The organism is Burkholderia pseudomultivorans (assembly GCF_902499075.1).
Taxonomy (GTDB): Bacteria; Pseudomonadota; Gammaproteobacteria; order Burkholderiales; family Burkholderiaceae; genus Burkholderia; species Burkholderia pseudomultivorans.
This window is the reverse complement of the sequence record NZ_CABVPP010000012.1, coordinates 57,323-84,073: the sequence shown is the minus strand read 5'-3', so window position 1 is coordinate 84,073 and position 26,751 is coordinate 57,323. Positions and strand designations below refer to the sequence as shown.

The following is a 26,751-nucleotide window of genomic DNA, read 5'->3' as shown; positions in this document are numbered from 1 at the left end:
CCGCGATCGCGCCGGACGCCTGCCGCTCGCCATCGCGGCGTTCAACAGCCGATGCAGACAGGGCCGTCGCGCCGCGCGCGCGCCGTGTCATCGGCCACGACCGACGCGAGCCGCGGATCGGGCCGGAAGACGGTGATGCCCTTGAGCCCGTCGCGCCACGCCTGGAAGAACAACGCGTCGACCTCCGCGAGCGAACACTGCCCGGGCATCGTCACGGTCTTCGAAATGCCCGCGTCGACGCACGGCTGCAGCGCTGCGAGCATCGCGACATGATCCGCCGGCGCGATGTCCGCGGCCGTGACGAAATAGCCCGGCAGCTCGACGTTCTCGCCATGCAGCTCGTGGAACAGCCGGTAAGCGTGGTTCTCCGCACGAAACGGCCGGATCTGCCCGTCGGCGGTGCGGACCATGCGGCGCTGCGTCCAGCCGACGGCCGGCTCGATTCCGTTCGAACAGTTGTCGCAAAACGCGAGGCTTACGCTGCCGGCCGGCGCGAACGACAGCAGATGGCTGTTGCGCAGCCCGTGGCGCGCAATCGTGTGATGCACCTTCAGCGGCAACAGCGTGCGATACGCGGGGCCGGTCAGATAGGCGGCCGGGTCGTAGGCGGGAAACGCACCGCGCTCGGCGGCAAGCGCGGCCGATGCGGCGAACGCATGCTCGCGCATCGTCAGCACGATCGTGCGTGCGAGCGTGCGTGCTTCCGCGCTGTCGTAGCGCACCCGCAGCATCGTCAGCGCGTCGGCCAGCCCGGTCACGCCGACCCCGACGCGCCGTGTCCGCCGCGCCTCGTGCTCGTGCGCGGCGAGCGGCCACGCGGTCAGGTCGAGCACGTTGTCTAGCATGCGGACCTGGATGCGCACCGCGTCGGCGAGCGTCGCGAAGTCGAAGCGCGGATTCTCGTCGACACCGAACGGGTGGAGCACGAAACGCGACAGGTCGATCGGCCCGAGCACGCAACTGCCGTACGGCGGCAGCGGCTGTTCGCCGCACGGGTTCGTCGCGTCGATCCGCTCGTGCTCGCGCAGCGGATTCGCGTCGCGGATCGTGTCGAGGAACAGCAGCCCGGGTTCCGCGCTGTCGCGCGCGGCCTTGACGATCTCGTGCCAGAGCGTGCGGGCCGGAACTGTCGCGTAAAGGTAACGTCCGTCCGGCCGCCTGGGGGGCGCGCCGGATGCGCGGCGGGGCGGCGCGTGATGGACGAGCGCCCACGGCAGGTCGTGCCGGACTGCTTCCATGAATGCGTCCGTGACGCCGACCGACAGGTTGAACGTCGGCCAGCGCGAGCGTCCGCGCTTGGCCGCGACGAATGCGACGAGATCCGGATGATCGCAGCGCAGCACCCCCATTTGCGCACCCCGGCGCGGGCCGGTGAACGGCAGTGCCCGGCACATCCCATCGAAACGGTCGATCGCCTCGCATGCGCCGCGCACGGATGACTGGCGCCGTTCGTACGCGTCGGCGGGCGGCACCGGAGAAAAGTCGTAGCCGATTCCGCCCCCCATCAGCAGCGTGACCCGTGCGTCGTCGAGCGCCTGCGCGAGCGCCGTGTCGACCGTCTGCACGGGGGTGTCGGGAGGAATCGCGAGCGGATGGACGAAGCAGTTGACCATCGTCCTGCCGTTGTCCGCGCCGGCATTGGCGAGGATGCGTCCCGCGCCGATCGCGCCGCGCTGCAGGTTCAGGAAAAACGCGCGCTCCGCTTGCGCACGGCGCTCGGCCGGCTCGGCAAGCGACAGCGCATGGGCAACGCGATGGAAGACGTCCGCGCGAGACGTTTCGCCGGGTTGCGCATAGCGCTCGGCGAACACGGTGGTGCAAAGCGGTTGCTCGTCCATGGCGGGGCTCGGCAACGACGAATGATTCACTGTAGAAGCCTGCCCGGACGTGTCGTTGATCGAGCGCAACCGGGCGCCTTCGCCGCATCGCTTGACGGTGGTCAACCCCGCGACCGGCATCGAACGTAAGGTGGAGCGACGGCCGGCGCGCAGCGATTGCCGCGAATCGCCGCGCCAGCCATCGACTGCGAACCGCGCATCATGACCGATATCGTTACCGTTACCCTGAATCCGGCCGTCGATGTCGCGACGTCCGTCGAGCACATCGTCGATACGCACAAGCTGCGCTGTGCACGGCCGCGGCGCGACCCCGGCGGCGGCGGGATCAACGTTGCCCGAACCATTCACCGCCTCGGGGGCGACTGCGTCGCGCTGTACCTGGCCGGCGGGCCGACCGGCGACGTCCTGACGCTGCTGCTCGAAGCCGAGCGTCTGCCGGCGGTGCGCATCCGGATCGCCGGCGAGACGCGCGAGAACGTCTGCGTGACCGAGACCGCGACCGGGCGCGAGTACCGCTTCCTGATGCCCGGGCCGTTGGTCACCGAGGCCGAGTGGCGCGACTGCGCAGCCCGCATCGACACCCTGCACCCGGCGCCGCGCTATCTCGTGTTGAGCGGCAGCCTGCCGCCCGGCGCGCCCGACGATCTGTATGCGACGCTGGCGCGGACGGCCAGGGCGAGGGGCAGCCGGGTGGTCGTCGACGCGGCGGGGCGGGCACTGCAAGCTGCTCTCGAGGCCGGCGTTCATCTCGTGAAGCCCAGTCTCGGCGAACTGAGCGCGTTGGCCGGCGAGCCGCTCGACGAGACGTCGGCATGCCGGAAGGCCAGCGAACTCGTGGCGCGAGGACAAGCCGACATCGTCGCGTTGACGCTCGGTGCGCGCGGCGCATGGGTCGTCACGCGCGACGGCGCGCTGCGCCTGCCCGGCAGGCCGGCAACGGTATGCAGCACGGTCGGGGCCGGCGACAGTTTCGTCGGCGGCATGGTCTGGGCGCTGGCGCGCGGCGTGCCGTTCGACGAAGCGTGCCGCTATGCGCTGGCGGCTTCGGCCGCTTCGGTCGAGCATCCGGGGACGGCGCTGTGCACGCGCGACGACGTCGAGCGGATTCACGCTGAACTGGTTGCGCAAGCAAGCTGACGACCAAGCGGGCCGATGTGTGCGCGATCGCGTCGATGCACGATCGATCGTTGATCTGGCTCAGCGGTTTTCGTGCCGCGATCGCGAAAAATGGGGCAGCCACTCCACGAGATCCGCCATGGCCTTTCGCCTGATCGCCTTCCTGCTCCTGTTGTCGTGTATGCCGCCGGTTTCGTCCGCCGAGGTCGCGACCGTCGATTCGCCATCGACGCGTGTGCTGATCCTGGTCTACCACCGGTTCGCCACCGCGCGCCTGGATTCGATGACGGTGCGTACCGAGACGTTGCGCAACCAGTTGCGGGCGATCGAGGCGAACGGCTACCGCATCGTGCCGCTCGCCGATGTCGTGCGCTGGCACGGCGGCCAGGCCGACGCCGTGCCGGCGCGAGCGGTCGCGATTACCGTCGACGACGGTCATCGTTCCGTCTACGAGGTGCTGCGTCCATTGCTGGCCACCCACCCGATGCCGGTCACGCTGTTCATCTATCCGTCGGCCATCTCCAACGCCAGCTATGCGATGACATGGGACCAGTTGCGCATGCTCGGGCAATCCGGCGGGTTCGACATCGAGTCGCATACGTACTGGCATCCGAATTTCCGCACCGAGCGCGCCCGGCTCACGCCGGACGACTACCTGCGCTTCGTGTCGTTCCAGTTGAGCCGCTCGCGCGAACGACTCGAGTCCGAAACCGGCCAGCCGGTCCGGATGCTGGCCTGGCCGTTCGGCGTCCACGATGCGCAGACCGACCAGCTGGCCGCTCGCGAAGGCTACGTCGCGGCATTCACGCTCGACGCGCGCCCCGTTCGTATCACCGACCCGGCAATGGCGCTGCCGCGCTATCTGATGACCGACGCCTGCGACACACGATGCATGAACGGATTGCTGAGAACCGCCGGGGGGAAGCCGTGATCGAACGTCTGATCGTCTGTCTGCTCGTGTCGCTCGCCGGGTTCGCCGCCCGGGCGGCGCCCGTCACGATCACCGTCGTCGATGCGACGAACGGGCGCCCGCTGGCCGGCGCGATCGGCCACGCGCCGGGCGCGAACCGGACCGCGGATCGCGACGGCGCGTTTTCACTGGAGATCGACGCGGCGGGTACGCGCCTGAGCGTGCGCGCGCCGGGCTACGCGCGCACCGAAGTCACGCTGGCCCCCGCCGAGGGCGCACAGACGATCCGCATGACGCCGGTGCGTCCGAAAGCCGTCTATCTGTCCGCTTACGGCGTCGCCGACCGCACGCTGCGCGAGGCGGCACTGTCCCTTCAGGACAAGACGGCGATCAACGCGCTCGTCATCGACGTGAAGGGCGACAGCGGCGTGACGCCGTATCGCAGCCTGGCGCGCGAGATCTCCGGTGCGTCGAACAATGTGGCCGGTGCCATCGTTCGTCCGCCCGATCTGCCGGATCTGCTGTGGACTTTCCATGCGCGCGGTCTTTACCTGATTGCCCGCATCGTCGTATTCAAGGACGACGCGCTGGCTCGCGCGCATCCCGAATGGGCCGTGCGCGATGCCGCCGGCGAGATCTGGCAGGACCGCGAGCATCAGCGCTGGATCGACCCGACGTCGCACGCGGCCTGGCAACACAACTACGACGTCGCCGAAGAGGCTGCCCGAATGGGTTTCGACGAAATCCAGTTCGACTACCTGCGGTTTCCCGACGCCAACGGTCTCCGGTTCGCCGAGCCCAATACCGAGGCCAACCGGGTTGCGGCGATCACTGGATTCCTGACCGGCGCGCGCGAACGGTTGCGGCCGTACAACCTCTACGTGTCGGCGGACATTTTCGGGTACGTGTGCTGGAACGCCGACGACACCGCGATCGGGCAGCGGCTCGACGCGCTCGGACCCGTCGTCGACTATGTGTCGCCGATGCTCTATCCGTCGGGCTTCACATGGGGCCTGCCCGGCTGCCGGAAGCCGACCGAGCACCCTGGCGAGATCGTGTCGCGGTCGCTGGCCGAGGCGAAGCGCCGGACGGGGCTGGACGGTGTCCGGTTCAGGCCGTGGCTCCAGGCGTTTCGCGACTATGCGCTCGATCACCGGCGGTTCGATGCCGACGAGATTCGCGCGCAGGTCGACGCGGCCGATGCGGCCGGCACGGACGGCTGGATGCTGTGGAATCCGCGTAATCGCTACGATCCTGCGGCTTTGCCGCGCTGATCGACGGGTGCTGACGGGCACAAACGCGCAGGAGCCGAATCGTCATGCCGTGGAACGACGAGCGTTATCCGCCTTCAATGCGGAGCCTGCCGCCGCCGGTTCGCGGCAAGGCGATCGATATCGCCAATGCGCTGCTTCGGCAGGGGCGCACCGAGGGCAGCGCGATCCGCATCACGATCGCGCAGGCGAAACGGTCGGGGCGTGCGCACGGCGTCGTTGCGAGCCGGGTGACGATCAAGTCAGCAGCAGATCGAACGGCGACCCTACCGCCGGCACTAGACCATCTACCTCGCCGGGCATTCGCGCCCGGTCATCGCCGGATGCAACGAGCGGCCAGGACGCACGCCATCAGCATGACGGCGACCGCAATGCCGTGCACCGGGTTGCGCAGACACGACGCGACCTGCTCGCTCCTTCCCACCCCGAACAGACACCACAGACAGAAGTGCTCACAGTTGTTCGTGAGCAGCCGGTATTGGCATTCGCCGAGGCGCGATGCCGCGCGGCGCGCCGCTTCAGTTCCGTCGTACGGCGTGCGCGCGTGGCGAATGACTGCGAGCCCGAAACCCGCACGGAAGCCGTCCAGGGTAACGACTTCGACCGGACCGCCGCTCGCATGGCGCGACCATCCCGCGTAATGAATCACGTTGCCGTCGCCGATATAGATCCCGTGATGCAGATAGCCAGGGCGGGGGGTCACGAGGTGGGCGCCGACCGGCGGCTCGCCATCCAGCATGGCGTCGTCGGCGTGCGCTGCGGTCTGATCAATCATCGCCAGCTCCTCGGTCCTGCGGCGGCGGCGCGGAAGGGCCGCGCGCCGGCTGCGAATCACGTTGCGTCCTGTCACGTCTCCAGTATTGACAGCGGCGCCGCGCGAAACAATCAGCTTGGCCTGAGCTTGCTGTCCGACGTAGGGGCGCCGTGTCGGAAATTTCCGACGAACCATGCAATATCGGCTGACGGCTGTCACGGACGATTGAGCAAGCCGTATGCCGTTCCCCCCGGTTTCGGGCTCACCGCGCGGTTTTGTCGGGCTTCCGCGGAAACGCGCTTGATTTGAGTCAATGCGAAATCGACGTTCCGCGCGACGCTGACGATATTGCCGATACGCATGGGCGGCGTCGCGGCACGCATGGAATTTCACGATCGGACGCGGGCATCGCAACCATGCGTACTCAATCAGGAGAGTGAAGATGTGGACCGGAACCATGAAGATGCTGCTTGCAGCCTGCTTGCTGACGGTCGGCGCGAACGCGCTGGCGGAAACGTCGACCGAGCCGATCCAGCGCAACGGTGTCGCGTATATCACGGGCGGAATCGGCGAGGACGAGGTCACTGCATTTCGCGATGTCGCCCCTCGCTACAACCTGCGGATCATGTTCGCATCGAAGGCCGGCCACTATCTGTCCGATGTCGACGTCACACTGTCGTCCGGCAAGTCGACGCTGCTCGACGTACACACGAGCGGCCCGTTCCTGTTCGCTCGCGTGCCGCCCGGGCGATATACCGTGTCCGCGCACGACAGGGCCGTTCAGGAAGTCCGGCATGTCGTCGTCCCGGCGCGTGGCGGCGTCGAGGTGCGCTTTTACTGGCGCGACCCTGAACGGCAGGGCGCGATGCACCTGTGCACGCGGTGTCCTCAGTCGCAGCGGCAACCAGCCCGCTAACCGCACGTTCGATCATGACCGGTGAACGTCGCCGACCCGACGATGCCGCGGCCGTCGCGGATCTTGATGCCATCGACGCGGCGGACATCCGTTCGCAGGTCGACACCGCGGATGCTGCCGGCACGAAGGAAGGGCTACGGTGGAACACGCTCGATCGCTACGATGTCTCTGGGCCGCCGCGCTGGTGTTCGCGCTTGCATCGGCGGGTGCGCGAGCGGATGCCGACGCGGCCATGGCGCCGCAGCAGGCCGCCGCGATCGATGGGGCGATCGCCGCCGAGATCGCCGACGGCCATCTTGCCGGCGCGGTGGTCGTGACGGGCGACGCCGACGGCGTGCGGGTGCGCGTCGCGCGCGGCCAGCGCGTGACGGGCGAGCACGTCGAGGCGATGACGGTCGATACCGTCTTCGATCTTGCGTCGCTGACGAAGCCGGTGGCAACGGCGGTCGCGATCATGCAGCTCGCGGAGCGGGGCATGCTGAGCCTCGACGCGCCGGCCGCGCGCTACTGGCCCGCGTTCGGTGCGCACGGCAAGGCCGGCATCACGATCCGCCAGTTGCTTGCACATGTATCGGGATTGCCGGCCGGGGTGTCGTCGTCCCGCGCGCTGCGCAGCCGTGCCGCCGTGCTGGCCGACATCGTCGCGATGACACCCGGCGCGCTGGCCGGCACACAGGTGCGCTACAGCGACGTCAATTACGTGGTGCTTGGCAAGATCGTCGAGCGCGTGTCGCACCGGCCGCTCGACGCATGGTGCGCCGCACATGTGTTCGCGCCGCTCGGGATGGCGAGCACCGCGTTCCGGCCACCGGCGTCGCTGTTCGCACGCGTGGCGCCCACCACCGCTCGCGATGGCCATCTGCTCCGGGGGAGCGTCCACGATCCGGTCGCGGCCGCGATGGGCGGCGTCGCCGGCAATGCGGGCCTGTTCGCGAGTGCGGACGATCTGGCGCGCTTCGCGCGCATGCTGCTGAACGGCGGCGCGCTCGGCCCGGTGCGTGTGCTGGCGCGCCGCAGCGTCGCCGCGCTCGAGACGCCGGCCACGCTCGACGCGGAAGGCGACCTGCACACGCCAGGCTGGGCGGTCGGGCCGCCGCTTGTCGCGAACCGCTACCGGCTGCCGCCGGTCGGCGCACTGCAACACCTCGGCTACACGGGCACGGCGCTATGGATCGATCCCGTGACGCGCCGCTTTGCGATCGTGCTCACGAGCCGGCTGTATCCCGACGAAACCGGCACGGCAATGCCATTGCGCTCGCTCGTGCTCGGCATCGTATCGAGCGAGGCCGCGCCCGTGACGTCGTCGCGGATTGCGACGCGCGTGCCCGAGATGGCGACGGCCGTTGCGCAGGTCGCCCGGTTGCCGGTATCGCGCGGGCCGGTGCTGGCCGGCATCGCCGTGCTTGCTGCGCGCGGCTTCGCGGCCGTCGCTGGCAAGCGCATTGCGCTCGTCACGAACCGCAGCGGCTTCGACCGGTTCGGCCGGCGCACGATCGACCTGCTCGCACAGGCGCCGGGCGCGCGGCTCGTCGCGCTGTTCGCACCCGAGCATGGGCTCGGCACCGACGTCGACGAGACGTTCGGCGACACGGTCGACGCCGCGACCGGTGTGGTCATTCACAGCCTGTACGGCGACCGCCGCCGCATCGCACCCGCGCTGCTCGCCGATGTCGACGTGCTGGTGCTCGATCTGCAGGACGCAGGCGTACGCTTCTTCACGTACCTGGCCACCCTCGGTTACGCGCTCGAAGCCGGCGCCGCCGCGCATCGCCCGGTGCTCGTGCTCGACCGCCCGGATCCGCTGGGCGGCGATGTATTCGGCGGCCCCGTGGCCGATGCCGGACCGGCCACCTTCACCGGTTATTACCAGTTGCCGCTCCAGCCCGGCATGACGCTCGGCGAACTGGCGCGGCTGTTCAACGACCGCCTTCATATCGGCGCGGCGCTGACCGTGGTGCCGATGGCGAACTACGTGCGCACGATGCGCTTCGGCGATACCGGACTCGGCTGGGTGCCGCCATCGCCGAACCTGCGCGATGCCGCCGCGTTGTCGCTGTACCCGGAAACGGGGCTCATCGAGGGCGCGGCGGTCAGTGTCGGGCGCGGCACAGAGACGCCATTCGGCGTGGTCGGCGCGCCTTGGATCGACGGGCGCATCCTCGCGGACGATCTTCGCGCGATGCGGCTGGCCGCGACGTTCTCACCGGTTCGCTTCGTCCCGGCGGAAGGGCCTTATCACGGCATGGTGTGCGAAGGCGTGCGCATCGAACTGCCCGCCGGCAAGGCGCGGCCGGGCGAAATCGGGCTGGCACTCGCCCTGGCGCTGCACCGGCGTTATCCGGCGCGGTTTCGGATCGATGCGATCCGTGCATCGGTCGGCTCGCGCGAGGTGGCGGACATGCTGGAGGCGGGGCGGTCGATTGGAGAGATCGAACGTGTCGTCGATGCACAAAATGCCGCGTTCGCGCGCGAGCGCGCGGCGTTTTTGTTGTACTGAGCTTGTGCCGCGCGAGGGCAACCGTACTCGGATCATTCGTGGATGCGTTCTCCCTCCCCCACTGGCTTGATTTGAGTCAAGTCCGATCGATCGGGCGGCGTGATCCTGATTTCGAGCACAACGGCATTCGTGCGCCACGTCTTCGGCGGTGACTCACGCGTCGTTTCGCGCATAGGCATGAGCACGCCGACCGCCGGACGCCAGAACCTTAAGAATGCGGTAAGGAACCGGCACGAACATGAACGCATCGCCCAGGAGAAACACGATGCGGATATCCCGTTCCAGTCACGCGATTCTTGGTCCGTGCCTTTCTGTATCGATGCTGTTTGCCGGCGTCGCGTGTGCCCGTGCCGAAACACCTGCCGGGCTGCTCGAAGGCTACACGACGCAGGCAGGCACGAGCGCCGCGCCCGCGCGAGGACAGCGGTTCTTCACGTCCCGGCATGGCCGCGAGTGGAGTTGCGCAAGCTGTCATGGAAGCACGCCGACCGGCCCGGGCCGGCACGTCGTCACCGGCAAGACCATCGAACCGCTCGCGCCCGCGTTCAATCCCGCGCGGTTTACGGACGCGGCGCGGACCGAAAAATGGTTCCGCAGAAACTGCAAGGACGTCGTCGGGCGTGAATGCTCGGCAGCCGAGAAGGCGGATGTCCTGAGCTGGCTCATGAGCCTGAAACCCTGACGACGAACGATCATGAACAACGCCGATTCGACTCCCTTTCTGCGCCGGATCGCGCCGCCGCGACATGTGCGGGCGAGCGTGATCTCGATGTTGCTGTTGTCGCTGCTGCCGCGCGCGGCAATGGCTGAGGACGAAACGCGGGGCATCTCGATTCCGTTGCTCCCCAAGTACAAGCAGGAGTGCGCAACCTGCCATGTCGCGTATCCGCCCGGCGCGCTGCCCGCCGAGTCGTGGCGCCGCATCCTGAACGGTCTCGATCGCCACTTCGGCACCGATGCGACGCTGGACCCGACAACCATCGGACAACTGGAAACCTGGCTCACGGCACATGCGGCGACCGGCGCCGCGGCGCGCCGTCCGCCGGAAGACCGGATCACCCGATCGGCATGGTTTGCCGCCACGCACGACGAGGTTCCCGCGTCCGTGTGGCGCAGCCCGGCGGTAAAGCGGCCGTCGAATTGCGCCGCATGTCATACGCAAGCAGACAAAGGAAATTTCGATGAACGATTCGTCCGCATCCCGAGCTCCCGGTGAACCGGCGTGCTCGCGTCCCGCACGGATACTTGTCTGGGACGCTCCGATTCGTGCATTCCACTGGCTGACGGTCGTTGCGTTTGCCGGCGCGTGGCTGACCGCCGAGAGCGAGCGGTGGAGGCTGATGCATACCGCGTTCGGGTACACGATGTTGGCGCTCGTCGCGTTTCGCGTCGTATGGGGTGTGGCCGGCACGCGTCATGCGCGGTTCTCGTCGTTCGTGCGTTCGCCGGCGGCCGTTTTCCGCTACGTGCTGAGCCTCGCGAAAGGCCGGCCGGAGCACCATGTCGGCCACAATCCGGCCGGCGCGGTCGCGATCGTCGCCATGCTGGCGATGACCGTCGTCACCGGGATAACCGGCTGGGCGGCGTACAACGGAAACGGCGAATCGTTCGGCGATCTCCATGAAGGCGCTGCCAACGTGATGCTCGCGCTCGTTGCGGTACATGTCGCCGCCGTACTCGTCAGCAGTGTCGTGCATCGGGAGAACCTGGCCCGGGCGATGGTGACCGGCTACAAGCGCGGTGCGCCGATCGATGGCATCCGACGTGCCCGGTGGCGAATTGCAGTCGTCATGACGGCGGCGGCGATCGGCTGGTGGTGGACGCAGTGGCATGCGGCGCCGCAGCCGGCTCTGGCAGACCGGCCCGTTGCGACGGACACCGGCCGCGCCGCGAACGGGGCGGGCCGGGATGACGATTGACGGCCCAGGACGGAGTGCTCGAACGTGCGCATCCTGCTCGTTGAAGACGACATCCTGCTCGGCGACGGGATCCGCGCCGGATTGCGCCAGCAAGGATTCCAGGTCGACTGGGTGCGCGACGGCGACGCTGCCCAGCGCGAACTGCGCGCGCATGCCCATGCCGCGGCGATCCTCGATCTCGGGTTGCCGCTCGTGGATGGCATGGATGTCCTGCAGCGCATTCGTCGCGACGGCATGGCGTTGCCGATTCTTATCCTGACTGCTCGCGATGCCGTGCCCGACCGCATCAGGGCGCTCGACGTGGGCGCCGACGACTACGTGATCAAACCCGTCGACCTGTACGAGCTCGGCGCGCGCCTGCGCGCGCTGGTCCGGCGCGCCCACGGCCGGCCGACCGAGCGGCTTCAGGCCCAGGACGTCGAGCTGGAACCCGCATCGCGCACCGCGCGCCGCGCCGGCGTGGCCGTCGCGCTATCCACGCGCGAGTTCGACCTGCTGCACATCCTGATGCTGAATGCCGGCCGGGTCCTGTCGCGCGAGCAGATCGAGCTGTATCTGTACAGCTGGGGGCAGGAGGTGGAGAGCAATGCCGTCGAGGTGCACGTCCATCGCTTGCGTGCGAAGCTCGGCAGCGAGCTGATCCGGACGGTGCGCGGCGTGGGGTACGTGCTGATGCGGGACGCTGCATGAGAGCCGTGCTGCCCGCGCGCTCGCTGCATGGTCGGCTGCTGACGCTCGTGCCGGCAGTGGTCCTCGGTGTCTGGCTATCGACGCTGATGCTGACCTGGCTCGATGCGCGGCGCGAGATCGACCGGTTGCTCGACGGGCACCTCGCGCAGGCGGCGGCACTGCTTGTCGCGCAGCAGGCACGCGGGCCGGACGACGACGACAATGCGATCGACGCGCCGATCCTGCATCCATACGGGCCCCGCGTGGCCTTTCAGGTATTCCATGAAGGCCGGCTCGGCCTGCATTCCGAAAACGCGCCGTCCAGGCCGATGGTGGCGCCGGAGTTGACCGGGCGCGATCGGGCTTCCGGCTTCTGGACCGTCGTAATCGACGGGAATGCATGGCGGGTATTTGTGGTGCACGGGATGCGCGACGACGTTCAGGTGTTCGTCGGTGAACGAATCGATTCTCGCAAATCGATCCTCGGCGGCGTGATGCGCAGCGCGTTCTGGCCAATGGCGGCTGCGTTGCCGTTGCTGGTGCTGGCCATCGGCTGGGCGGTTCGCCGCGGCACGGCACCGCTGCGCGACTTCGGGCGAGCGCTGGCGAAGCGGAATCCGCAGGCGCTCGATACGATTCGGCTGGAGCGGACGCCGCTCGAGATGCGGCCGATGCTGGATGCGCTGAACGGCCTTTTCGCGCGGATCCGCGCCGTGATGGACGCGGAGCGCCGATTCACGGCCGATGCCGCGCACGAGTTGCGCACGCCGATCGCGGCTGTCAAGGCACAAGCGCAGGTCGCATTGGCCGAGCGCGATGACGAGCGACGCCTGCACGCGTTGCGGGGCGTTCTCGAAGGATGCGATCGCGCGGCGCGTCTGGTGGACCAGCTCCTGTTGCTTTCCCGTCTCGATTCGGGTGCACTGGCGGACCGCGCGCCGGTCGATGTATCGGCCGTGGCGAAAGGGGGGGTCGCCGAGGCCGCGCCACGGTCGATCGGGAGGCAGCAGAAGCTGGAACTCGATGCGCCATCGCCATGTATCGTCGGCGGCAACGAAGCCTTGCTCGCGGCAATGGTGCGCAATCTGGTCGACAACGCGATTCGCTACAGCCCGCCGCTGGCGCGCATAGCCGTTTCGGTTGGCCAACGGGACGGCCGCACCGTGCTGCGTGTCGAAGACAGCGGCCCGGGCATCGGCGACGACGATCTGCACCGACTGGGCGAACGCTTCTTTCGGCCTGCCGGCACCCGACCGAGCGGAAGCGGCCTCGGCTGGTCGATCGTACGGCGGATCGCAGCGGCGCACGTGGCCGACATCCAGGTGGATCGATCGCCCGCGTTTGGCGGATTGCGCGTGACCATTTCGTGGCCGGCTGCCAATGAAGCCGGTGCGGCCGCGCGCTAGTCGATCATGTCCCTCACCGATCAGGCTGTACGAGTCGCGGGAACGGTCGAACGCGGCCGCCATGGCGGGTTCGTCACCGAACACGCCGTATCGTGCGACTACCGGCCGGCAGCGCCGCTTGCGGGGCCGCCAGGCTGGCCGTGCACGTAGCCCGGCCCCATGCCTTGTCTGCGATGCATGCGTTTCATGAGGGGAACGTCAGGCAGCTTGATGCCGCGCGCCTTCGCGCTTCTGCATCTCGGCGTGGTGCTCCGCGCGAATTTTCTCGCGCTCGGCATGGGATTTCGCGGCGAGCATGCGTGCGTGGTATTCGATTCGGTCGGCAGGCGTCATCAGTTGGCTGCCGTACAGCGTGCAGCCCCACTCGACGGCGGGATCGCTCGCGGGCTGGCGCGGCTGCGCGCCGGCGACTTCCCGGGCTCACCGATCCTCCCTCCTGGAAGGTGACCTGAATCGTGATGCCAACCAAACCCGACATCGTTTCGGAAACCATCGCCGAAGCAACACCCGCGATGGCCGCCGCAACCCCCGAAGCACTTGGGTGAACGTCGCCGGCAACCCCTGCTGATCATCGGCGAGGTCGTGATCGGCATCTTGTCCCGATCGCAGGGGCCCGTGTCGGACGGTATTCATTCGTTGTCAGACCTGACCGCGGATTTCGTCGTGCTGCTGGCCCGCCACCACAGCCGAAAGCCTGTCGACGAAAAGCATACTTACGGCCATCAGCGCGTCGAAACCGACGCATCGCTTGGGCTCGCTGCAACCATGCTGCTGGCCGGCGTCGTCATGCTCCGGTCCGCCATCCAGAAACTCGAGCATCTGGAGACGATCGCGCGCGTCCACGTCGCGGCGCTATGGGTAGCGCTCGTGGCGCTCGCCGCGAGGGAATGCCCGTTCCGGTACATGCTTGCCGTGGCGACACGCGTGAAATCGAGCATGCTGGTGGCCAACGTATGGTCTGCACGTTCGAATGCCGCATCGTCTCTCGCGGTGGTCTGCGGCATCGTCAGCAACCTGTTCGGTTACCCGCTGCTCCATCCTGTCGGTGCACTGATCGTCGGCGGGATGATCGTGAAAAGGGTGCCACGTTGGGCTGGGACGCATTGCATGATCTGATGAATCGAGCGGCCGATGCCGAAGACGTACAGGCGATTCGCGCGATGCTGATCGCGACGTGGGGTGTGCCGGACGTGCACGACCTGCGCACGCGCAAGGCCGGCGACCTGATCCTCGTGGACGTGCATCCCGACATCGACGTCGATTTCACGGTTGGGCAAGGGCACGACATCGCCGTGGATGCGCGTGCTCGCGCGATGAAGCACGTCGCCCCGCGCCAGCGGGAACGTGTCGTAGAGGTCACGTCCGGGATTCGCGGCCGATAGGAAGCATCAGTCAAACGACGCGGCCGTTCGACACGTCACGCATGCCGGTGTCATTCGGGACCCCGCGGACGATGGCCGCGCCGGAACGTCAATCGGCGTTCATTGAAGAATGCGAGCCAGTCGAGCTTCATCAACATGAACACGAGCCCGAGCAGCACCAGTTGGGTGACGATGAAGAATCCGCCGAGGTAACTGCCTTCGAGTCCGGATTCCAGGTCCAACCGGTTCGATGCAAAGCGACCGAGGTGCGCCCAGATCGCGTAGGTGGTTGCTCGGCCGACAAAGAATGCCGCCGCAATGATCCTGAACGGCAAATCGGAAAGTCCGTACGCGATGAACAGATAGTTCGACGGAAGCGGGCTTAACGCATAGAAGAAGAACGCGCCGGCGGTGAGCGTGCGGCGCTTTCGCAACCAGCGTGAGGCGACATCGATATTCTCGCGATCCGAATCCCGCATCCAGCCGGAGCGGACGAGCGATCGCGCGAAGATCGCCAGAATGACGCGGCCGGTCGTCGCCGCGCTTGCCGCCACGATGGCAAAGATCAACGGATTGCCGTCCGGCAGGTTGAACCCGACCCACGACATCGCCATCCAGGTGGGCGGAGCGAACGCCGGCATGAGATTCAGCAGAAGGATCAGCAGAAAGAGTACAGCCAGCGTCAGCACGATATCGACTCCAGGGCATCCGGTGTCACCTGTCAATTTTGCTGATGAAAGGGCGCGGCGGATTGACCCACGTCAAGCAGCGTGCGCTGCCGGTGCGGCAGGCCGATCGTGCTGACGCAGGTCAACGGGCGAACCGCGACGTTCCATAGACTGAATGCCACGCCGTCTTCAGCCGGAACCGGATGCAGTGAGCGCCTCCCTGCCCGGCGCTCGGAAAAATCGTCATGTCGAGAATACCTTGGTCGATCGACCTCGCGTTGCTGGTTCTCACGGCCGTCACGCTCGCCGGAGGGGGCATGTGCGTGGCGTTCGGTCTGCCTTCACTCGCGCGGGTCATCTGGTTGCTCGGCACGCTGCCGGTCTTACTGGTGTTGACGGTATCGCTCGCCACGGCCATCGCGAGAGGGCAGGCAGGCATCGATGTGCTCGCTTGGCTGGCGATCGGGTTTGCGATCGCGCTGGACGAGACGCTCGCAGCAACTGTCATCGCGTTGATGCTGGCGAGCGGGCGGACGCTGGAACGGTATGCCCAGGACCGCGCGCAACGCGAGATGACGGCGCTGCTCGAGCGTGCTCCTCGACAGGCAACCCGCTTCGAAGACGGCGAATGGCGTTCCGTTGCCGTGGAAACCATCGTCCCCGGTGACAGGCTGCTCGTGCGAAGCGGCGCCTTCGTGCCAGTCGACGGCACATTGACCGATGACGCTGAACTCGACGAGTCCATGCTGACCGGCGAATCGTCCACCCAGCGGCGATGCGCGGGGGAAAGCGCATGCAGCGGCGTGGTCAACGCCGGTTCGCCGTTCGAAATGGTTGCTCGCACGACGGCGGGCGAGAGCACGTTTGCCGGCATCGTCCGCATGGTCGAACGCGCGCAGCGCGAGCGAAGTCCGTCCGTGCGACTCGCGGATCGCTACGCAGTATTCTTCGTGTTCGCTTCGTTGCTCGTCGCGGGCATCGCCTGGTTACTGGCCGGCGACGTCGCGCGCGCACTCGCCGTACTTGTCGTGGCCACGCCTTGCCCGTTGATCCTCGCCGTGCCGGTGGCCATCGTGTCTGGCATGTCGCGTTGTTCGAAACGCGGCATCCTCGTCAAGGGAGGGGGCGCGCTGGAGCGTCTCGCGCAAGCGACGATCTTGTTCTTCGACAAGACCGGTACGTTGACCGGAGGCCGGCCGCGAATCGTGTCGATCGACGGCGCCCCAGCGGTCGCCACGGACGAGGTGCTGCATTTCGCCGCATCGCTAGCGCAGGCGTCGGGCCACGTGATCTCGGACGCGTTGACGGTCGGCGCGCGCGAGCGCCACGTCGCTCTTTCGCCACCGTCGGCCATCGTCGAAGCGGCCGGGGAGGGCGTCACCGGCCGCGTCGACGGCCGGCTCGTCACGATCGGCAAGTGCGACTACGTGTGCTCGCATGCGGCTCGTGCCGACTGGAGCGACGCATTCGCGCGACGGGTTGCCGCCAGTGGCGGCGCGGCGGTCTTCGTGAGTGTGGATGGTGCGATGATCGGCGGGATTCATCTGGCCGATCGCCTGCGGATAGAAGCGCCTCGGGCGCTGCGGCTGCTCAAGCGTGCGGGGATCGGGCGCCTCGTGATGCTGACCGGCGATCGGCGGGACATTGCAGAAAGTATCGGCGAGCTGCTCGGCGTGGCGGACGTACGTGCCGAGCAGACGCCGGCCGACAAGCTGGCTGCGATTCGCGCTGCGCGCCGCGAAGGTGTGGCCATCATGATCGGCGACGGCGTCAACGACGCCCCCGCGCTGGCGGCGGCAGATGTCGGTGTCGCGATGGGAGTGCGCGGTGCGGCTGCGTCTTCCGAAGCGGCAGACGTCGTACTGCTCGTGGACCGTCTCGACCGCCTTGTCGAGACGATCAGCATCGCACGACGGTCCCGCCGGATTGCCGGCGAGAGCGTCGCGGTCGGCATGTCGTTATCCTTTGCCGCAATGCTTGTCGCTGCATTTGGCTTCCTGCCACCGATCGCCGGCGCAGTCGTGCAGGAAGCGATCGACATAGTGGTAATCGTCAATGCATTACGCGTATCGTTGATGCATCCCATGCCAGCGCAGGTGCGCGATAGCGCGACCGACTTCGAGCAGCTGAAGAGCGAACACTCGGCTTTGTCGCCGCTCATCGACCGGATCGGCGAGCTAGCCGACCAGATAGCGAAGCTATCCGGCGCGGCGGCGATCGACGAGCTGGCTCGGTTGGTCGGCGAGCTGAACGAACGCCTCGTGACGCACGAAAAGTACGATGATGTCGAGGTATATCCGCGGCTTGCGCTGCTGCTCGGCGGCGACGATCCGCTTGCCGCGATGAGCAACGCGCATCGGGAAATTATCAGGATGGCTCGATTGCTCACACAAACCGTTGCTGATTTGCCGGTTGACGGTCCGGACGCGGCACAGACTCAGGCGATCCAGCGTTTGCTATATGGGTTGGAAGCTATCGTGCGTCTGCATTGCGCCCAGGAGGAGGAATTGTTTGATGCGATCGGAGCGGCCGCGTGATCGACGCGAATTTATGCGGGATTCGCATTGACGAGGAGCAGCGGCGTCTTCGTGATCCGCGCAACGCGTTCCGCGACGCTGCCGAGCGCCCAGCCTGCGATGCCTCGCCGACCGTGCGTGCCCATCACGGTCAAGTCGGCATGCCATTCGACGGCTTCGCGCACGATCGCATGCGGCACGTCCGGCGCCGCCTGATCCGTTTGAGTGAGGTGCGCGTGTGCGTGCGCGGTGATGGCTACGAGCATTGCCGTGGCCTCGCGTAGCGCAGTGTCGCCCTCGGCGTTCAATGCACGTTCGACCGTGTCGATCGGTACGAAGTCGCCGAGCGAGACGGCGCGGTCGACGACATATAAGGCACGCAGTTCGGCGCCAGGCGTCGCGAACTGCAATCCGACGCGTAACGCGTCGAGTGCCGGACCACTTCCATCGACCGCGAACAGGATGCGGCGTGGCAGAGCGTCGGCATTCGGCACGAAGCCTTCGGGCACGATGAGCAGCGGGCAGCCGATACGAGCCGCAAGCGGGCCCGAGACCGCTCCCTCGATCCAGCGACGCACGCCATGATGCTGACGTGTGCCGACGATCGCGAGATCGGCTTGCCACGTCTGCGCGCGGTCGGTCAGTGCGTCGACGATATCGCCGCCGTGCGCTGAAAGGTCGACGACTTCGGTGCTCACGACGATGTCGGTGCGCCGCGTCATGGTGCGCTGGGCGCGCGACAGACAGTCGGCGGCGTCTTTCAGCAGTTCGTTTCGGGCGGCGTGAAGAAACGACATCGCGTGCGATCCGAGCGGTACGAGCGTGCGCGGATTTTCCGCGATGCTGACGAGGTGCACGAACGCGTTCGCGTGCAGCATGCGTTCGGCGTACGCAAGCGCGCGCTCGGAGGCGGCGGAAACGTCGATCGCGATCAGCACGCGCCGATGTGCGTAGTGAGCCTCGGTGGCGGAAGCACTGGCGCTCATGACTATCTCCGGTCGTCGCAGAGAGTCTGCGTACAGCCATTTTCGCGACGATGGCGCGCGGCAGATTGATCCCGGTCAACGGCGACGGCCGTCAGTATCGAAACCGCGGCACGTTCGCTTCTGCCGATCGCGAACCATCGAAAAGGGCGCCGACCGGCTCGCTGTCCGGCTCGGGCATCGCACGGCGACGGCCGGATCCGCGTGACGATGCTTTCCGATCCGGCTGGCCGATAGGCCAGTGCGCCGAGTACGCGGAAAGCTCGACGCGGGCACGCCGCCCGCGATCGCGGTGACTGGCTGGCGCATTGCAGCCGGTATTGGTCGGCGCCGCAGCTAACGACGTCGAGCAAGCATGTCGTCGAAGACGGGCACGACGGCGAGTGTCACGAGGACAATGGCGAGCGGTACGCTCGACAGGAACCCGACATGGCGGAAGCCGACCGCGCCGGCCAGTCCCCCGATCAGGAACGACAGCAGCAGCGATCCAAGCAGAAGAAGTTTCTGCCGGTCTGCGCGAACGAGATCCCGCTGCGACGCTCCGACGTTCCAATAAATCAGCTTGCCGAGTTCGATGCCGATGTCGGTGACCAACCCGGTGACGTGTGTCGTACGTATCTCCGCCTTCGAGATCTTGGTGATCATCGCGTTTTGCAGGCCCATCACGTAACAGAGCAGGCAGACGGTGGCCGGTACGAATAGCACGTGGTGCGTTTCGAGTCCCGATCCGAGGAGGCCGAACAGGAGAAGCAGCGTCGCTTCGAGAATCAGCGGCATCGCGTACTGGCTGCTTAGCTGCCGACGGCGGCCCCAGTTGATGAGGATCGCCGACGTGGCGGCCCCGGCGAGGAAGGACAGCAATGAACTGAGGCCGGCCGCCACGACGCCGATGTCGCCCAACGCGAGGTTATCGGCCATGGACGATACAATGCCGGACATGTGGGACGTGTATTGCCCGACAGCGAAGAATCCGCCGGCATTGGCCGCCCCCGCTACGAAGGCCAACGATCGGCCCAGACGGCGATTCGCGGCGTCGCTGCGATGGAGCGTGGTGAATGCGCGAAGATAGTTGATGGGCATGATTACCCCAAAAGCGGCGAGAGAGCTATCGGTCGCGGCCGACGTCGCTGATCGTAGCATGCACGGCATGCCTGCCTGTCGTGCCGTCCCGGTTTCGTTAGACTCGGCGGCGGGAGCAGCGTCGATGACGGGCGCTCACGAGGACGAGGCCGCGCCGAGCAGGGCCTGAAGGCGTTGTGCGTCGCCGGCGTAACTTTGTTCGAGCCCTTCGGCACCGAGCTCGATCATGAGGCAGCGCCACAGGTCGAATGCGCCGATGGCCGCGCCGAGATGCAGATCGGCCGCATGACTGCCGCGCGGACGTGCCGCGGCCGCCATCAAATGGTGCCGTATCTCTCGTTCGGCGCAGGCGGTGACTTGAACATAGGTCAGACGATTTTCCATGATGACGCGGGTCGAATAGCGACCGAAGGAGACTACAGCAACTCAGTGACCGACACTCCTATTATCGGCCGACGGCGGTATCGCAGCGTTCTTCCGTGGACCGGAACAAGTTGAACCCCGATAGCCGTGCCAGCTCGACCGCCTCCGCGGTGCCAAAGCCGTACACGACGGCGACGGCCCGCGCATTCAGCTTTTGCGCCAGGATAATCAGCCGCGAGACAACATCTTCGTGAAGTGATGTGGTCGTCGCGATCAGCGCGTCCGCAGATGTAGTCACATGCTCGCTCTCGTTGTCGATCATGTCGCGCCGAACGATCCGAATTCCCATTCGCTGAACAGCGGATTCCGAAATCGGAAGCTCGCCAAAGACGGCGAGACTTACCCCCCATCTCGGCTGGCGCAGGGCTACGCGCATCTGCAAGCGACAGCGCTTCGAGCTCCTCGCGACTCAGATTAGCGATCGTGCCGATCGCGTGCCCTTGATTAACGAGTGCCTTCAACAAGCGAATGCGCTGTACGTCGTCTTCCGAGTACATCCGTTGTCCGGACGGCGTTTTGGGCGGCGCAACCACGCCATAGCGTCGCTCCCAGATCCTCAGTGTTGCCGCTGGCATTCGGGCCAGCCGCGCTGCTTCGCCACTGCGATAGCGGTGAGGCGTGTCGCGATTCTGGCGAGTAGCCATCGTTGCTCCCGAAAGTCAAACTGAAAGTTGTCTCGGGATTGTACGTAGCTTGACTGTCCAAATTTAAATAGGCGAGTGATTCAATGTTTGAAATTTCGTAAAACGACGTGATTCGAGACTGCGATGTAGCGGGAGAGCAGCGCGTGGCATGGGCTTCCGCGCCCCGGTGACCAACGGGCATAGGAGATGATCGTGCAATGCGACGACGCATTCATCGCGAATGCCTACCTGGAGCGCTATGATTTTTCCGGACGGCGGAGCGCGAAACTCTCGGCGAAGTGGCGCGTTTGGAAGAAATCTTCCATTCGTTACGCTGTTAGACATTTTGGAGTGCTCGCCCTTGGTGCCGCGCCAAGGCATGCAAAAATGCTCGGCCTACAGTACCGTGGCTAGCCGTCGGGTGAGACGCACGAATCGAGGAGAGCGGCACCCTATTTGACTGCTTCCCCCCGGCTGACTCGGCATGACCGAATTCACCAGCCGCCATACTTCTGCAAGCGCTTAGATCTGACGCGGCGCTGGGCAGCACCCCGCTCCAGATGCGGCCCATGATCTGGCAAAGATTATCCCACCAGACATGCGCACACGCAGCGACCCGGCGATCGGCAGTTCGTCCAACCGCTCGGTGTTCGGGAACTCGGTGAAGCTTGACGCTGCACTGTATCGACCGCCCGGTGAACACTTTTCGGACGAACGTTTTTGCGACGCACTGAACAGATCACCGCCGAGGCGACGCAAGAATGCGTTGGATTCCGTGACTAAAAGCCTCGAGAACGGCGCCGCCGCCAATTGGGCGATGCCTCCAACGGGTGACGTTTATGCCCACGAGTGGGTGCAGGACGACTCGCCGGCACTGCCGGAGACCCCGCTCCAATCATGCGCGACGAGCCCGCCACAGCGCAACCTTTAACTTTCTGGCCCATCCGCAATATCTCAAGGGGCGCGGCCGGCGTCGCCGCGTACATGGTCGCGATAGATTGTTGTAGCTTCGTCAGAACGAACGGCTGGTCGATATGGCCGCGGACGGAGCGAAACAGGAGGAACCCTGCGAGGCTCACGATGGAAAGGGCCTGCGCGCTGCCGTACTCATAGACGACCGCGGCCGCGCGAACACCGCGCGCCTGCGCCAGCGACACGAACTGTACCGCGAGGTCAACGCGCAACAACGCAACGTGGGCAATTAGTGCGTCGACCGAGAGGTTTGGCTGCCGCAATGCACGTGCCACCGACTCAGCACGCTCGCTGACGTGCAATCCAACTCGCTCGACGATTTCGTCGGATGCGGCCAGCCTACCCGTGACGAGCAGCGTCGGACGCGCATGAGCTGCAATGGCGTTCGACCGTCGTTCGGGGCGCTCGGCATTCCGGTCGGCGCTCGCGCACCGGTTCGTTTCCTCCGGCGAGCGGCGCGGATAATGTCGAGCGTGTTGTCGGACAGTGGAACGCAAGCGCAGCGCAATCGACCTGACGGGAAAGACGACGGTGTGATGCGACGGGCTGCGAGCGGTGGCGGCGGAGACGCGCGCCATCATTGAATTGGGACACGCCAGGAATCTGCGCGGTTTGATGTCTCGATTGCGTAGTGGCACGGAGATTCCCCTGGTCAGTCGACTCGTGTGTCGCAGCTAGATTTTATGCAAAATCGCTTGGCAGTGAAGCGGAAAACTGATTCATCAGAGTAGATCGGATTGCAGCTACTTGCGTCAGCTATTGCTCCGAAATCGGAAGATGAATCGATAGGCCAACATGCAGTTGTCATAGGAATGCGCGCACATTTGGCTTGATGAAACAGAAATTGACGTCGTTAGGAAATGATCGCTGGACTGCGGACCCTTATTTTGGCCGCACGGACGCTGGATGACGGCGATTCCGCCGCGAGACCGATCATGTCTCACCTTTGCGTGCCAATTTGACCGCGCAGGCGTGGCGATGCTGCCCGGGCGAAGCAAAGCAAGTAAAGTGCATGCATCACCGAGATTTACCCGACGCACGCTCTTTGGGGTTCGCCGAGATAGCGGTACGACAACATGCACTGCTCGTGCTCGGCGCGGTGGTACTGACGCCACGCACGGGCGGCAATTCCCGGTGCCTTATCAGCGAGCATCGTCGCCCAGCCAGCGGCCCCGCGACGGTTTTGCGCGTGTGCGAGGGGCCAGCGCGTGCGAGGACGCCGGTTTGGCCGCGACCGCAGTGGGGCGGGCCTTGCCGTAGACGCGAGCCGCGGCCGGTAAAGTACACGCCGCAAAGCATGTCGCCAAGCGATACGTCGTTGAACGCTTGGTCGATGTTGTGACGCCACACGTCACGCACCACCGGCGGCAAGCGTTCGCCGAGAGCCGTTCGATGTCGTTCATGGCCGTCGAGACGAGGCGCATGTATCTCACGTCGAGGCTGAAGGCCAGCGACGGCGCAACCGGTGTGTCGAAGGCGCAGGCGTGACCGGTCCACACAGCTGTCCCTCGTGCAGGCAGAGTCGTCAGTATGCGCAACCGACCAGAGTTCGTCCGTCGCGTCGACGCAAGATCATTGAGGCAACTCGCGTCCGCGAGCAGCGACGCAGCCGGCACGGCCAACGAGCGGAGCATTGTAGTTCGACCACTCGTGTCAGCTGCCTGACGACACGATGAAATGCATCACATCGGTCCGCCGCTCGGCAAAGCCCGCTTCGCAATTCGCGAGATAGAGGCGCCAGGTGCGAATAAACGTTTCGTCGACCGCAGCGCACGCACCGAGGCGGCGTGTGCTTCGAATCGGGCCGGCCAGATGCGCAACGTGCGGGCGTAGTCGGGCCCGAACGCGCGCACCGGTTCTGGCGCCAACCCGGCCCGCCGCGCGGTGCCGACGAAGCGCTCCAGGCTCGGCAGCATGCCGCCGGGGAAGATGAACTCGCGAACGAAGTCGCTCGAAGTGCGGTAAGTCTCGAATTGCGAGACGCTGATCGTGATCGATTGAATCAGCGCGCGCGAGCGCGGCTTTAGAAGCTGTTTGAGCGCGTGGAAGTACACCGGCCAAAGCGATTTGCCAACTGCCGCGAACATCTCTATCGACACGACCGCATCGTATCCGTATACGCGGTCGTGTTCGATTTTCCGGAGATGCGGAGTTTGGGTGGCGCTAGCCGCTCGACGGCTCGTGAGTGTCTATGAAGCTCCGGCCGGTCCACCACCGAGTGGATCGAGCTCGGAGAGCGTTGCGCCCGCAAGCAGTTGTTCGAGGCGTTCAATGCGATGCCGATGGGGCGTGGTGATCGCGTAAAAGTGCTCCTGGAGTTCCGGCGTCTGACCGACGCTGACCAGCATACCCTGCCGTAACTCGTCCTGCACGACCACTTCCGGCAGCACCGTAAGCCATCCGCTGTCGCGCGCAATCAGACGCAGCATCGCCATGTCGTCGACCTCCGCCCTGATCCGCGGTTTCGCACTTGCCGACGCGCACAACGCATCGAAGCGGGCCCGCAGCGCATGGCGCACGCCCGGCAATGCCACATCGAGGCCGCCTAGGTCGTCCGGCACGCGCAATCTGCGGCCATGCCAGACGCTTGCCGGCCCTACCAGCGAGATAGCTTGACTGCCGAGAAAGCTGCAATGCAGCGGTCGGTCGGGGTCGGACGGCAGCGGTTCATTCGCCAGCACGATGTCCAGCTGATGCTGCAGCAGCCGCTCGATGAGGCCGTCGAGCATCCCCGACTCGAGCGTGAGCGTCACGCCCGGATCGCTCAGAAGCGGCCGGATCCAGTTTTCCTGATAGTTGCGGGAAACCGTGGCAACACTGCCCACACGCAATCGCAGCATGCCTTCCGAGCGTCCGTGAAGCCTGCCGAGCATCTCCTGCCCGAGGCCGAAAATGTTTTCGGCGTACGTGAGGACCATGCGGCCCGTGTCGGTCAGGATCAGCCGCCGCTTTTCGCGCTCGAACAGCGCCTCGCCCAGCCGGTCCTCCAGCTGCCTGATCTGCGCGGAAAGGGCCGATTGAGAGATATGAAGCTCGCCTGCCGCCTGAGTCAGATGACCGGTTCGGGCCACCCGCCAGAAGTAGAACAGGTGATGAAAGTTCAGATGTTCAATCCGCATCGTTCTCTTTTATCAATGTTTTCGTTCTATAGAATATATTTTACAGAATAATTCGCATCGAACATCATGGTGCGCATCGTTTCGCGAGATGTTTGCCATGCCCGTCACCCACGTCGTTTCATTCGTCTGCGCACTGGCGCCCGCCGTGCTGATGTCGACAGCCGCCGCTCTGCTCGGATTCCGTCCCGATGACAGCCGCGCCGTGTGGAAACCGTTCCACTGGCTCGCGGCGATCGCGTTGCTGGTCGCGCTGATCCAGCCGGTCGTGCTCGCAACGGCCGCGCCGCCTGCCGCCAACATTCACGACGGCGCGTGGACCGCGTGGATCGAAGTGACCCCGCTCGCCGCGTGGATGGCCGCGCTGGTGCAGTTGCTCGGGACCGTGATCGGCGTGTTCTCCGGGCGCTATCTGCATGGCGAACCGGGCCAGTCGCGTTACGCCGCTGCATTCGCCGGCGTGCTCGCGTCCGTGCATGTGCTGTTGCTGTCCGGTCACTGGCTGCTGCTGATCGCGGCATGGGCCGGCGTCGGCGTGTGGCTGCGCGATCTGCTGTGCTTCTACCGGGATCGCCCGTTTGCGCGATTGGCAGCCTACAAGAAGCAGATCGTCGACCGGTTGGCCGATGTGTTGCTGCTCGCGGCGGCTGGCCTGGCGTGGGCGGAGGCGGGCGGCGGCACGTTCGCCGCGCTTCGGGATCACATTGCCGCGTACGGCGCGTCGACACCGTTGCAGGCGAGTGCAGTCTGCCTGGTGCTCGCGATCGTCCTGCGCACCGCGCTGTTCCCGGTCCATGGCTGGTTGATCCAGGTGATGGAAGCGCCGACTCCGGTGTCGGCGCTGCTGCATGCAGGCGTCGTCAACCTGGCGGGTTACCTGCTGATGCGCTTCGCACCGCTGCTCGCCGTCGCGCCGGCCGCACGCTGGCTGCTGGTCGGTTTCGGGCTCGGCACGACGTTCCTGGCCGGATTCGTCATGCTCACGCGCATCAGCATCAAGGTGCGTCTGGCGTGGTCCACCGTGGCGCAGATGGGCTTCATGGTGCTCGAGTGCGGCCTCGGCCTGTATCAGCTCGCTGCGCTGCACCTGATCGGTCATTCCCTCTACAAGGCGCACACGTTTCTTTCCGCGTCGTCGGCGGTGCAGAACACGCGACTGCAGATCATGCGCGGCCGGCGCGACGCAGCCACACCGAGCCTGGTGCTTGCGCCGGCCGCGAGCCTCGTCGTCGTCATGCTCGTGCAGATGCTGGCGCCGACGGGAAGCTGGCCGTGGTGGTGGAGCGGCGTGCTCGCGCTGGCGTGGGCGCCGCTGCTATGGATTCCGGTGACTGAAGGAGACGAGCCCGCCCGCGCGTGGACGCACGCGGGCTTCGGCGCCACGCTGATCGCCGGCTATACGGCGGTGGCCGCGCTGGCGCACAAGCTCCCGCTCGGCGTCGCGGATACGCCGTTCAACGTCGCGGGCCCGGTCGCGCTCGCGGGCATGGCGCTGCTCTATGTCGGCCTGGCGGCGCTGCAACGCTGCCCGCGCCGCTTTGCGACGTGGCGGCGCTGGAGCTACGCGGGATTCTATGTGGACGAGTTCTACACGCGCTTGGCGTTGCGTATCTGGCCGGCCCGCTGGGCGCCGCACGACGCGGCCCACGCGCCGCGACCGGCAGCGACGAGCAGCGCGCCCGGCCTCACCGAACGATGAGCCGCTGATCCGGA

Annotated in this window: 25 protein-coding genes and 2 pseudogenes; 15 read left to right on the top strand and 12 right to left on the bottom strand. The window is 66.2% G+C overall.

Annotation, left to right across the window (positions count from 1 at the left end):
* Positions 1-41: 41 nt before the first annotated feature.
* Positions 42-1,838, bottom strand: coding sequence for an adenosylcobalamin-dependent ribonucleoside-diphosphate reductase (locus BST28156_RS11370; RefSeq protein ID WP_012218230.1), 1,797 nt, complete (start codon positions 1,836-1,838; stop codon positions 42-44).
* Between the two features lie 201 nt (positions 1,839-2,039).
* Between BST28156_RS11370 and BST28156_RS11365 the strand changes: the two genes are divergently transcribed.
* From BST28156_RS11365 to BST28156_RS11355, 3 genes are all read left to right on the top strand, one after another.
* Positions 2,040-2,975 (top strand): 1-phosphofructokinase family hexose kinase, encoded by a 936-nt coding sequence (locus tag BST28156_RS11365; protein ID WP_012464868.1) that lies wholly within the window; start codon positions 2,040-2,042, stop codon positions 2,973-2,975.
* Between the two features lie 118 nt (positions 2,976-3,093).
* A complete protein-coding gene (locus tag BST28156_RS11360; RefSeq protein WP_012464869.1) occupies positions 3,094-3,885 on the top strand; it encodes a polysaccharide deacetylase family protein in 792 nt (263 codons plus the stop codon).
* A complete protein-coding gene (locus tag BST28156_RS11355) occupies positions 3,882-5,138 on the top strand; it encodes a putative glycoside hydrolase (RefSeq protein ID WP_012218227.1) in 1,257 nt (418 codons plus the stop codon). Before BST28156_RS11360 ends, BST28156_RS11355 begins: the two co-directional genes overlap by 4 nt.
* A gap of 310 nt (positions 5,139-5,448) precedes the next feature.
* On the opposite strand, the gene BST28156_RS11350 is transcribed toward BST28156_RS11355, so the two are convergent.
* The gene (locus tag BST28156_RS11350; protein ID WP_012218226.1) at positions 5,449-5,910 is read right to left on the bottom strand and encodes a lecithin retinol acyltransferase family protein; all 462 of its coding nucleotides are present in this window, start codon (positions 5,908-5,910) and stop codon (positions 5,449-5,451) included.
* A 194-nt stretch (positions 5,911-6,104) separates the two neighbouring features.
* The gene (locus BST28156_RS11345) at positions 6,105-6,272 is read right to left on the bottom strand and encodes a hypothetical protein (RefSeq protein ID WP_155295620.1); all 168 of its coding nucleotides are present in this window, start codon (positions 6,270-6,272) and stop codon (positions 6,105-6,107) included.
* A 59-nt stretch (positions 6,273-6,331) separates the two neighbouring features.
* Here BST28156_RS11345 and BST28156_RS11340 point away from each other — a divergent pair, with 59 nt between their 5' ends.
* The 10 genes from BST28156_RS11340 to BST28156_RS35180 all read left to right on the top strand — a co-directional run bounded on the left by BST28156_RS11340 (position 6,332) and on the right by BST28156_RS35180 (position 14,678).
* Complete coding sequence (locus BST28156_RS11340; RefSeq protein ID WP_012218225.1) at positions 6,332-6,805, top strand: hypothetical protein; 474 nt, start codon at positions 6,332-6,334, stop codon at positions 6,803-6,805.
* Between the two features lie 139 nt (positions 6,806-6,944).
* Positions 6,945-9,302, top strand: coding sequence for a serine hydrolase (locus tag BST28156_RS11335; protein ID WP_012218224.1), 2,358 nt, complete (start codon positions 6,945-6,947; stop codon positions 9,300-9,302).
* A 319-nt stretch (positions 9,303-9,621) separates the two neighbouring features.
* On the top strand, positions 9,622-9,984 hold the full coding sequence (locus tag BST28156_RS11330) for a DUF1924 domain-containing protein (RefSeq protein WP_012464870.1): 363 nt from the start codon (positions 9,622-9,624) through the stop codon (positions 9,982-9,984).
* 87 nt (positions 9,985-10,071) lie between these two features.
* Entirely contained in the window at positions 10,072-10,518 is a 447-nt protein-coding gene (locus tag BST28156_RS11325) for a diheme cytochrome c (RefSeq protein WP_012218222.1), read from the top strand.
* On the top strand, positions 10,484-11,221 hold the full coding sequence (locus BST28156_RS11320; protein WP_012218221.1) for a cytochrome b/b6 domain-containing protein: 738 nt from the start codon (positions 10,484-10,486) through the stop codon (positions 11,219-11,221). Before BST28156_RS11325 ends, BST28156_RS11320 begins: the two co-directional genes overlap by 35 nt.
* A 24-nt stretch (positions 11,222-11,245) precedes the next feature.
* Entirely contained in the window at positions 11,246-11,911 is a 666-nt protein-coding gene (locus tag BST28156_RS11315; protein WP_012218220.1) for a response regulator, read from the top strand.
* Positions 11,908-13,296: an ATP-binding protein gene (locus BST28156_RS11310; RefSeq protein WP_012218219.1), complete on the top strand. Its 1,389-nt coding sequence runs from the start codon at positions 11,908-11,910 to the stop codon at positions 13,294-13,296. Before BST28156_RS11315 ends, BST28156_RS11310 begins: the two co-directional genes overlap by 4 nt.
* A 210-nt stretch (positions 13,297-13,506) precedes the next feature.
* Positions 13,507-13,743: a hypothetical protein gene (locus BST28156_RS34725; protein WP_162839288.1), complete on the top strand. Its 237-nt coding sequence runs from the start codon at positions 13,507-13,509 to the stop codon at positions 13,741-13,743.
* 90 nt (positions 13,744-13,833) lie between these two features.
* Positions 13,834-14,412 carry a cation diffusion facilitator family transporter gene (locus tag BST28156_RS35185; RefSeq protein ID WP_372507696.1) on the top strand — a complete coding sequence of 193 codons (579 nt, stop codon included), beginning with the start codon at positions 13,834-13,836 and terminating at the stop codon, positions 14,410-14,412.
* Positions 14,385-14,678: a cation transporter dimerization domain-containing protein gene (locus BST28156_RS35180; RefSeq protein WP_372507695.1), complete on the top strand. Its 294-nt coding sequence runs from the start codon at positions 14,385-14,387 to the stop codon at positions 14,676-14,678. Before BST28156_RS35185 ends, BST28156_RS35180 begins: the two co-directional genes overlap by 28 nt.
* A 50-nt stretch (positions 14,679-14,728) precedes the next feature.
* On the opposite strand, the gene BST28156_RS11300 is transcribed toward BST28156_RS35180, so the two are convergent.
* On the bottom strand, positions 14,729-15,346 hold the full coding sequence (locus BST28156_RS11300) for an SNARE-associated domain-containing protein (RefSeq protein ID WP_012218217.1): 618 nt from the start codon (positions 15,344-15,346) through the stop codon (positions 14,729-14,731).
* Positions 15,347-15,570: 224 nt separating this feature from the next.
* Between BST28156_RS11300 and BST28156_RS11295 the strand changes: the two genes are divergently transcribed.
* A complete protein-coding gene (locus tag BST28156_RS11295; protein ID WP_012218216.1) occupies positions 15,571-17,862 on the top strand; it encodes a heavy metal translocating P-type ATPase in 2,292 nt (763 codons plus the stop codon).
* An 11-nt stretch (positions 17,863-17,873) separates the two neighbouring features.
* Here BST28156_RS11295 and BST28156_RS11290 read toward each other — a convergent pair whose 3' ends face one another.
* The 8 genes and pseudogenes from BST28156_RS11290 to BST28156_RS11260 all read right to left on the bottom strand — a co-directional run bounded on the left by BST28156_RS11290 (position 17,874) and on the right by BST28156_RS11260 (position 25,041).
* Positions 17,874-18,827 (bottom strand): universal stress protein, encoded by a 954-nt coding sequence (locus BST28156_RS11290; RefSeq protein WP_012218215.1) that lies wholly within the window; start codon positions 18,825-18,827, stop codon positions 17,874-17,876.
* Between the two features lie 333 nt (positions 18,828-19,160).
* A complete protein-coding gene (locus tag BST28156_RS11285; RefSeq protein ID WP_012218213.1) occupies positions 19,161-19,904 on the bottom strand; it encodes a YoaK family protein in 744 nt (247 codons plus the stop codon).
* 135 nt (positions 19,905-20,039) lie between these two features.
* On the bottom strand, positions 20,040-20,288 hold the full coding sequence (locus tag BST28156_RS11280) for a hypothetical protein (protein ID WP_038442333.1): 249 nt from the start codon (positions 20,286-20,288) through the stop codon (positions 20,040-20,042).
* Positions 20,289-20,349: 61 nt separating this feature from the next.
* Positions 20,350-20,589, bottom strand: coding sequence for a hypothetical protein (locus BST28156_RS34720; RefSeq protein WP_230943067.1), 240 nt, complete (start codon positions 20,587-20,589; stop codon positions 20,350-20,352).
* Positions 20,590-20,791: 202 nt separating this feature from the next.
* A pseudogene (locus tag BST28156_RS34715) lies at positions 20,792-20,902 on the bottom strand (MerR family transcriptional regulator); the annotation flags it as partial.
* 827 nt (positions 20,903-21,729) lie between these two features.
* Entirely contained in the window at positions 21,730-22,560 is an 831-nt protein-coding gene (locus BST28156_RS11270; protein ID WP_012464873.1) for a hypothetical protein, read from the bottom strand.
* Positions 22,561-23,575: 1,015 nt separating this feature from the next.
* Positions 23,576-24,033: pseudogene (locus BST28156_RS11265) on the bottom strand (class I SAM-dependent methyltransferase); the annotation flags it as partial.
* A 78-nt stretch (positions 24,034-24,111) separates the two neighbouring features.
* On the bottom strand, positions 24,112-25,041 hold the full coding sequence (locus BST28156_RS11260; protein WP_012218209.1) for a LysR family transcriptional regulator: 930 nt from the start codon (positions 25,039-25,041) through the stop codon (positions 24,112-24,114).
* Between the two features lie 97 nt (positions 25,042-25,138).
* On the opposite strand from BST28156_RS11260, the gene BST28156_RS11255 reads away from it, so the two are divergent.
* Positions 25,139-26,737, top strand: coding sequence for an NADH-quinone oxidoreductase subunit L (locus BST28156_RS11255; RefSeq protein WP_012464875.1), 1,599 nt, complete (start codon positions 25,139-25,141; stop codon positions 26,735-26,737).
* Positions 26,738-26,751 lie beyond the last annotated feature (14 nt).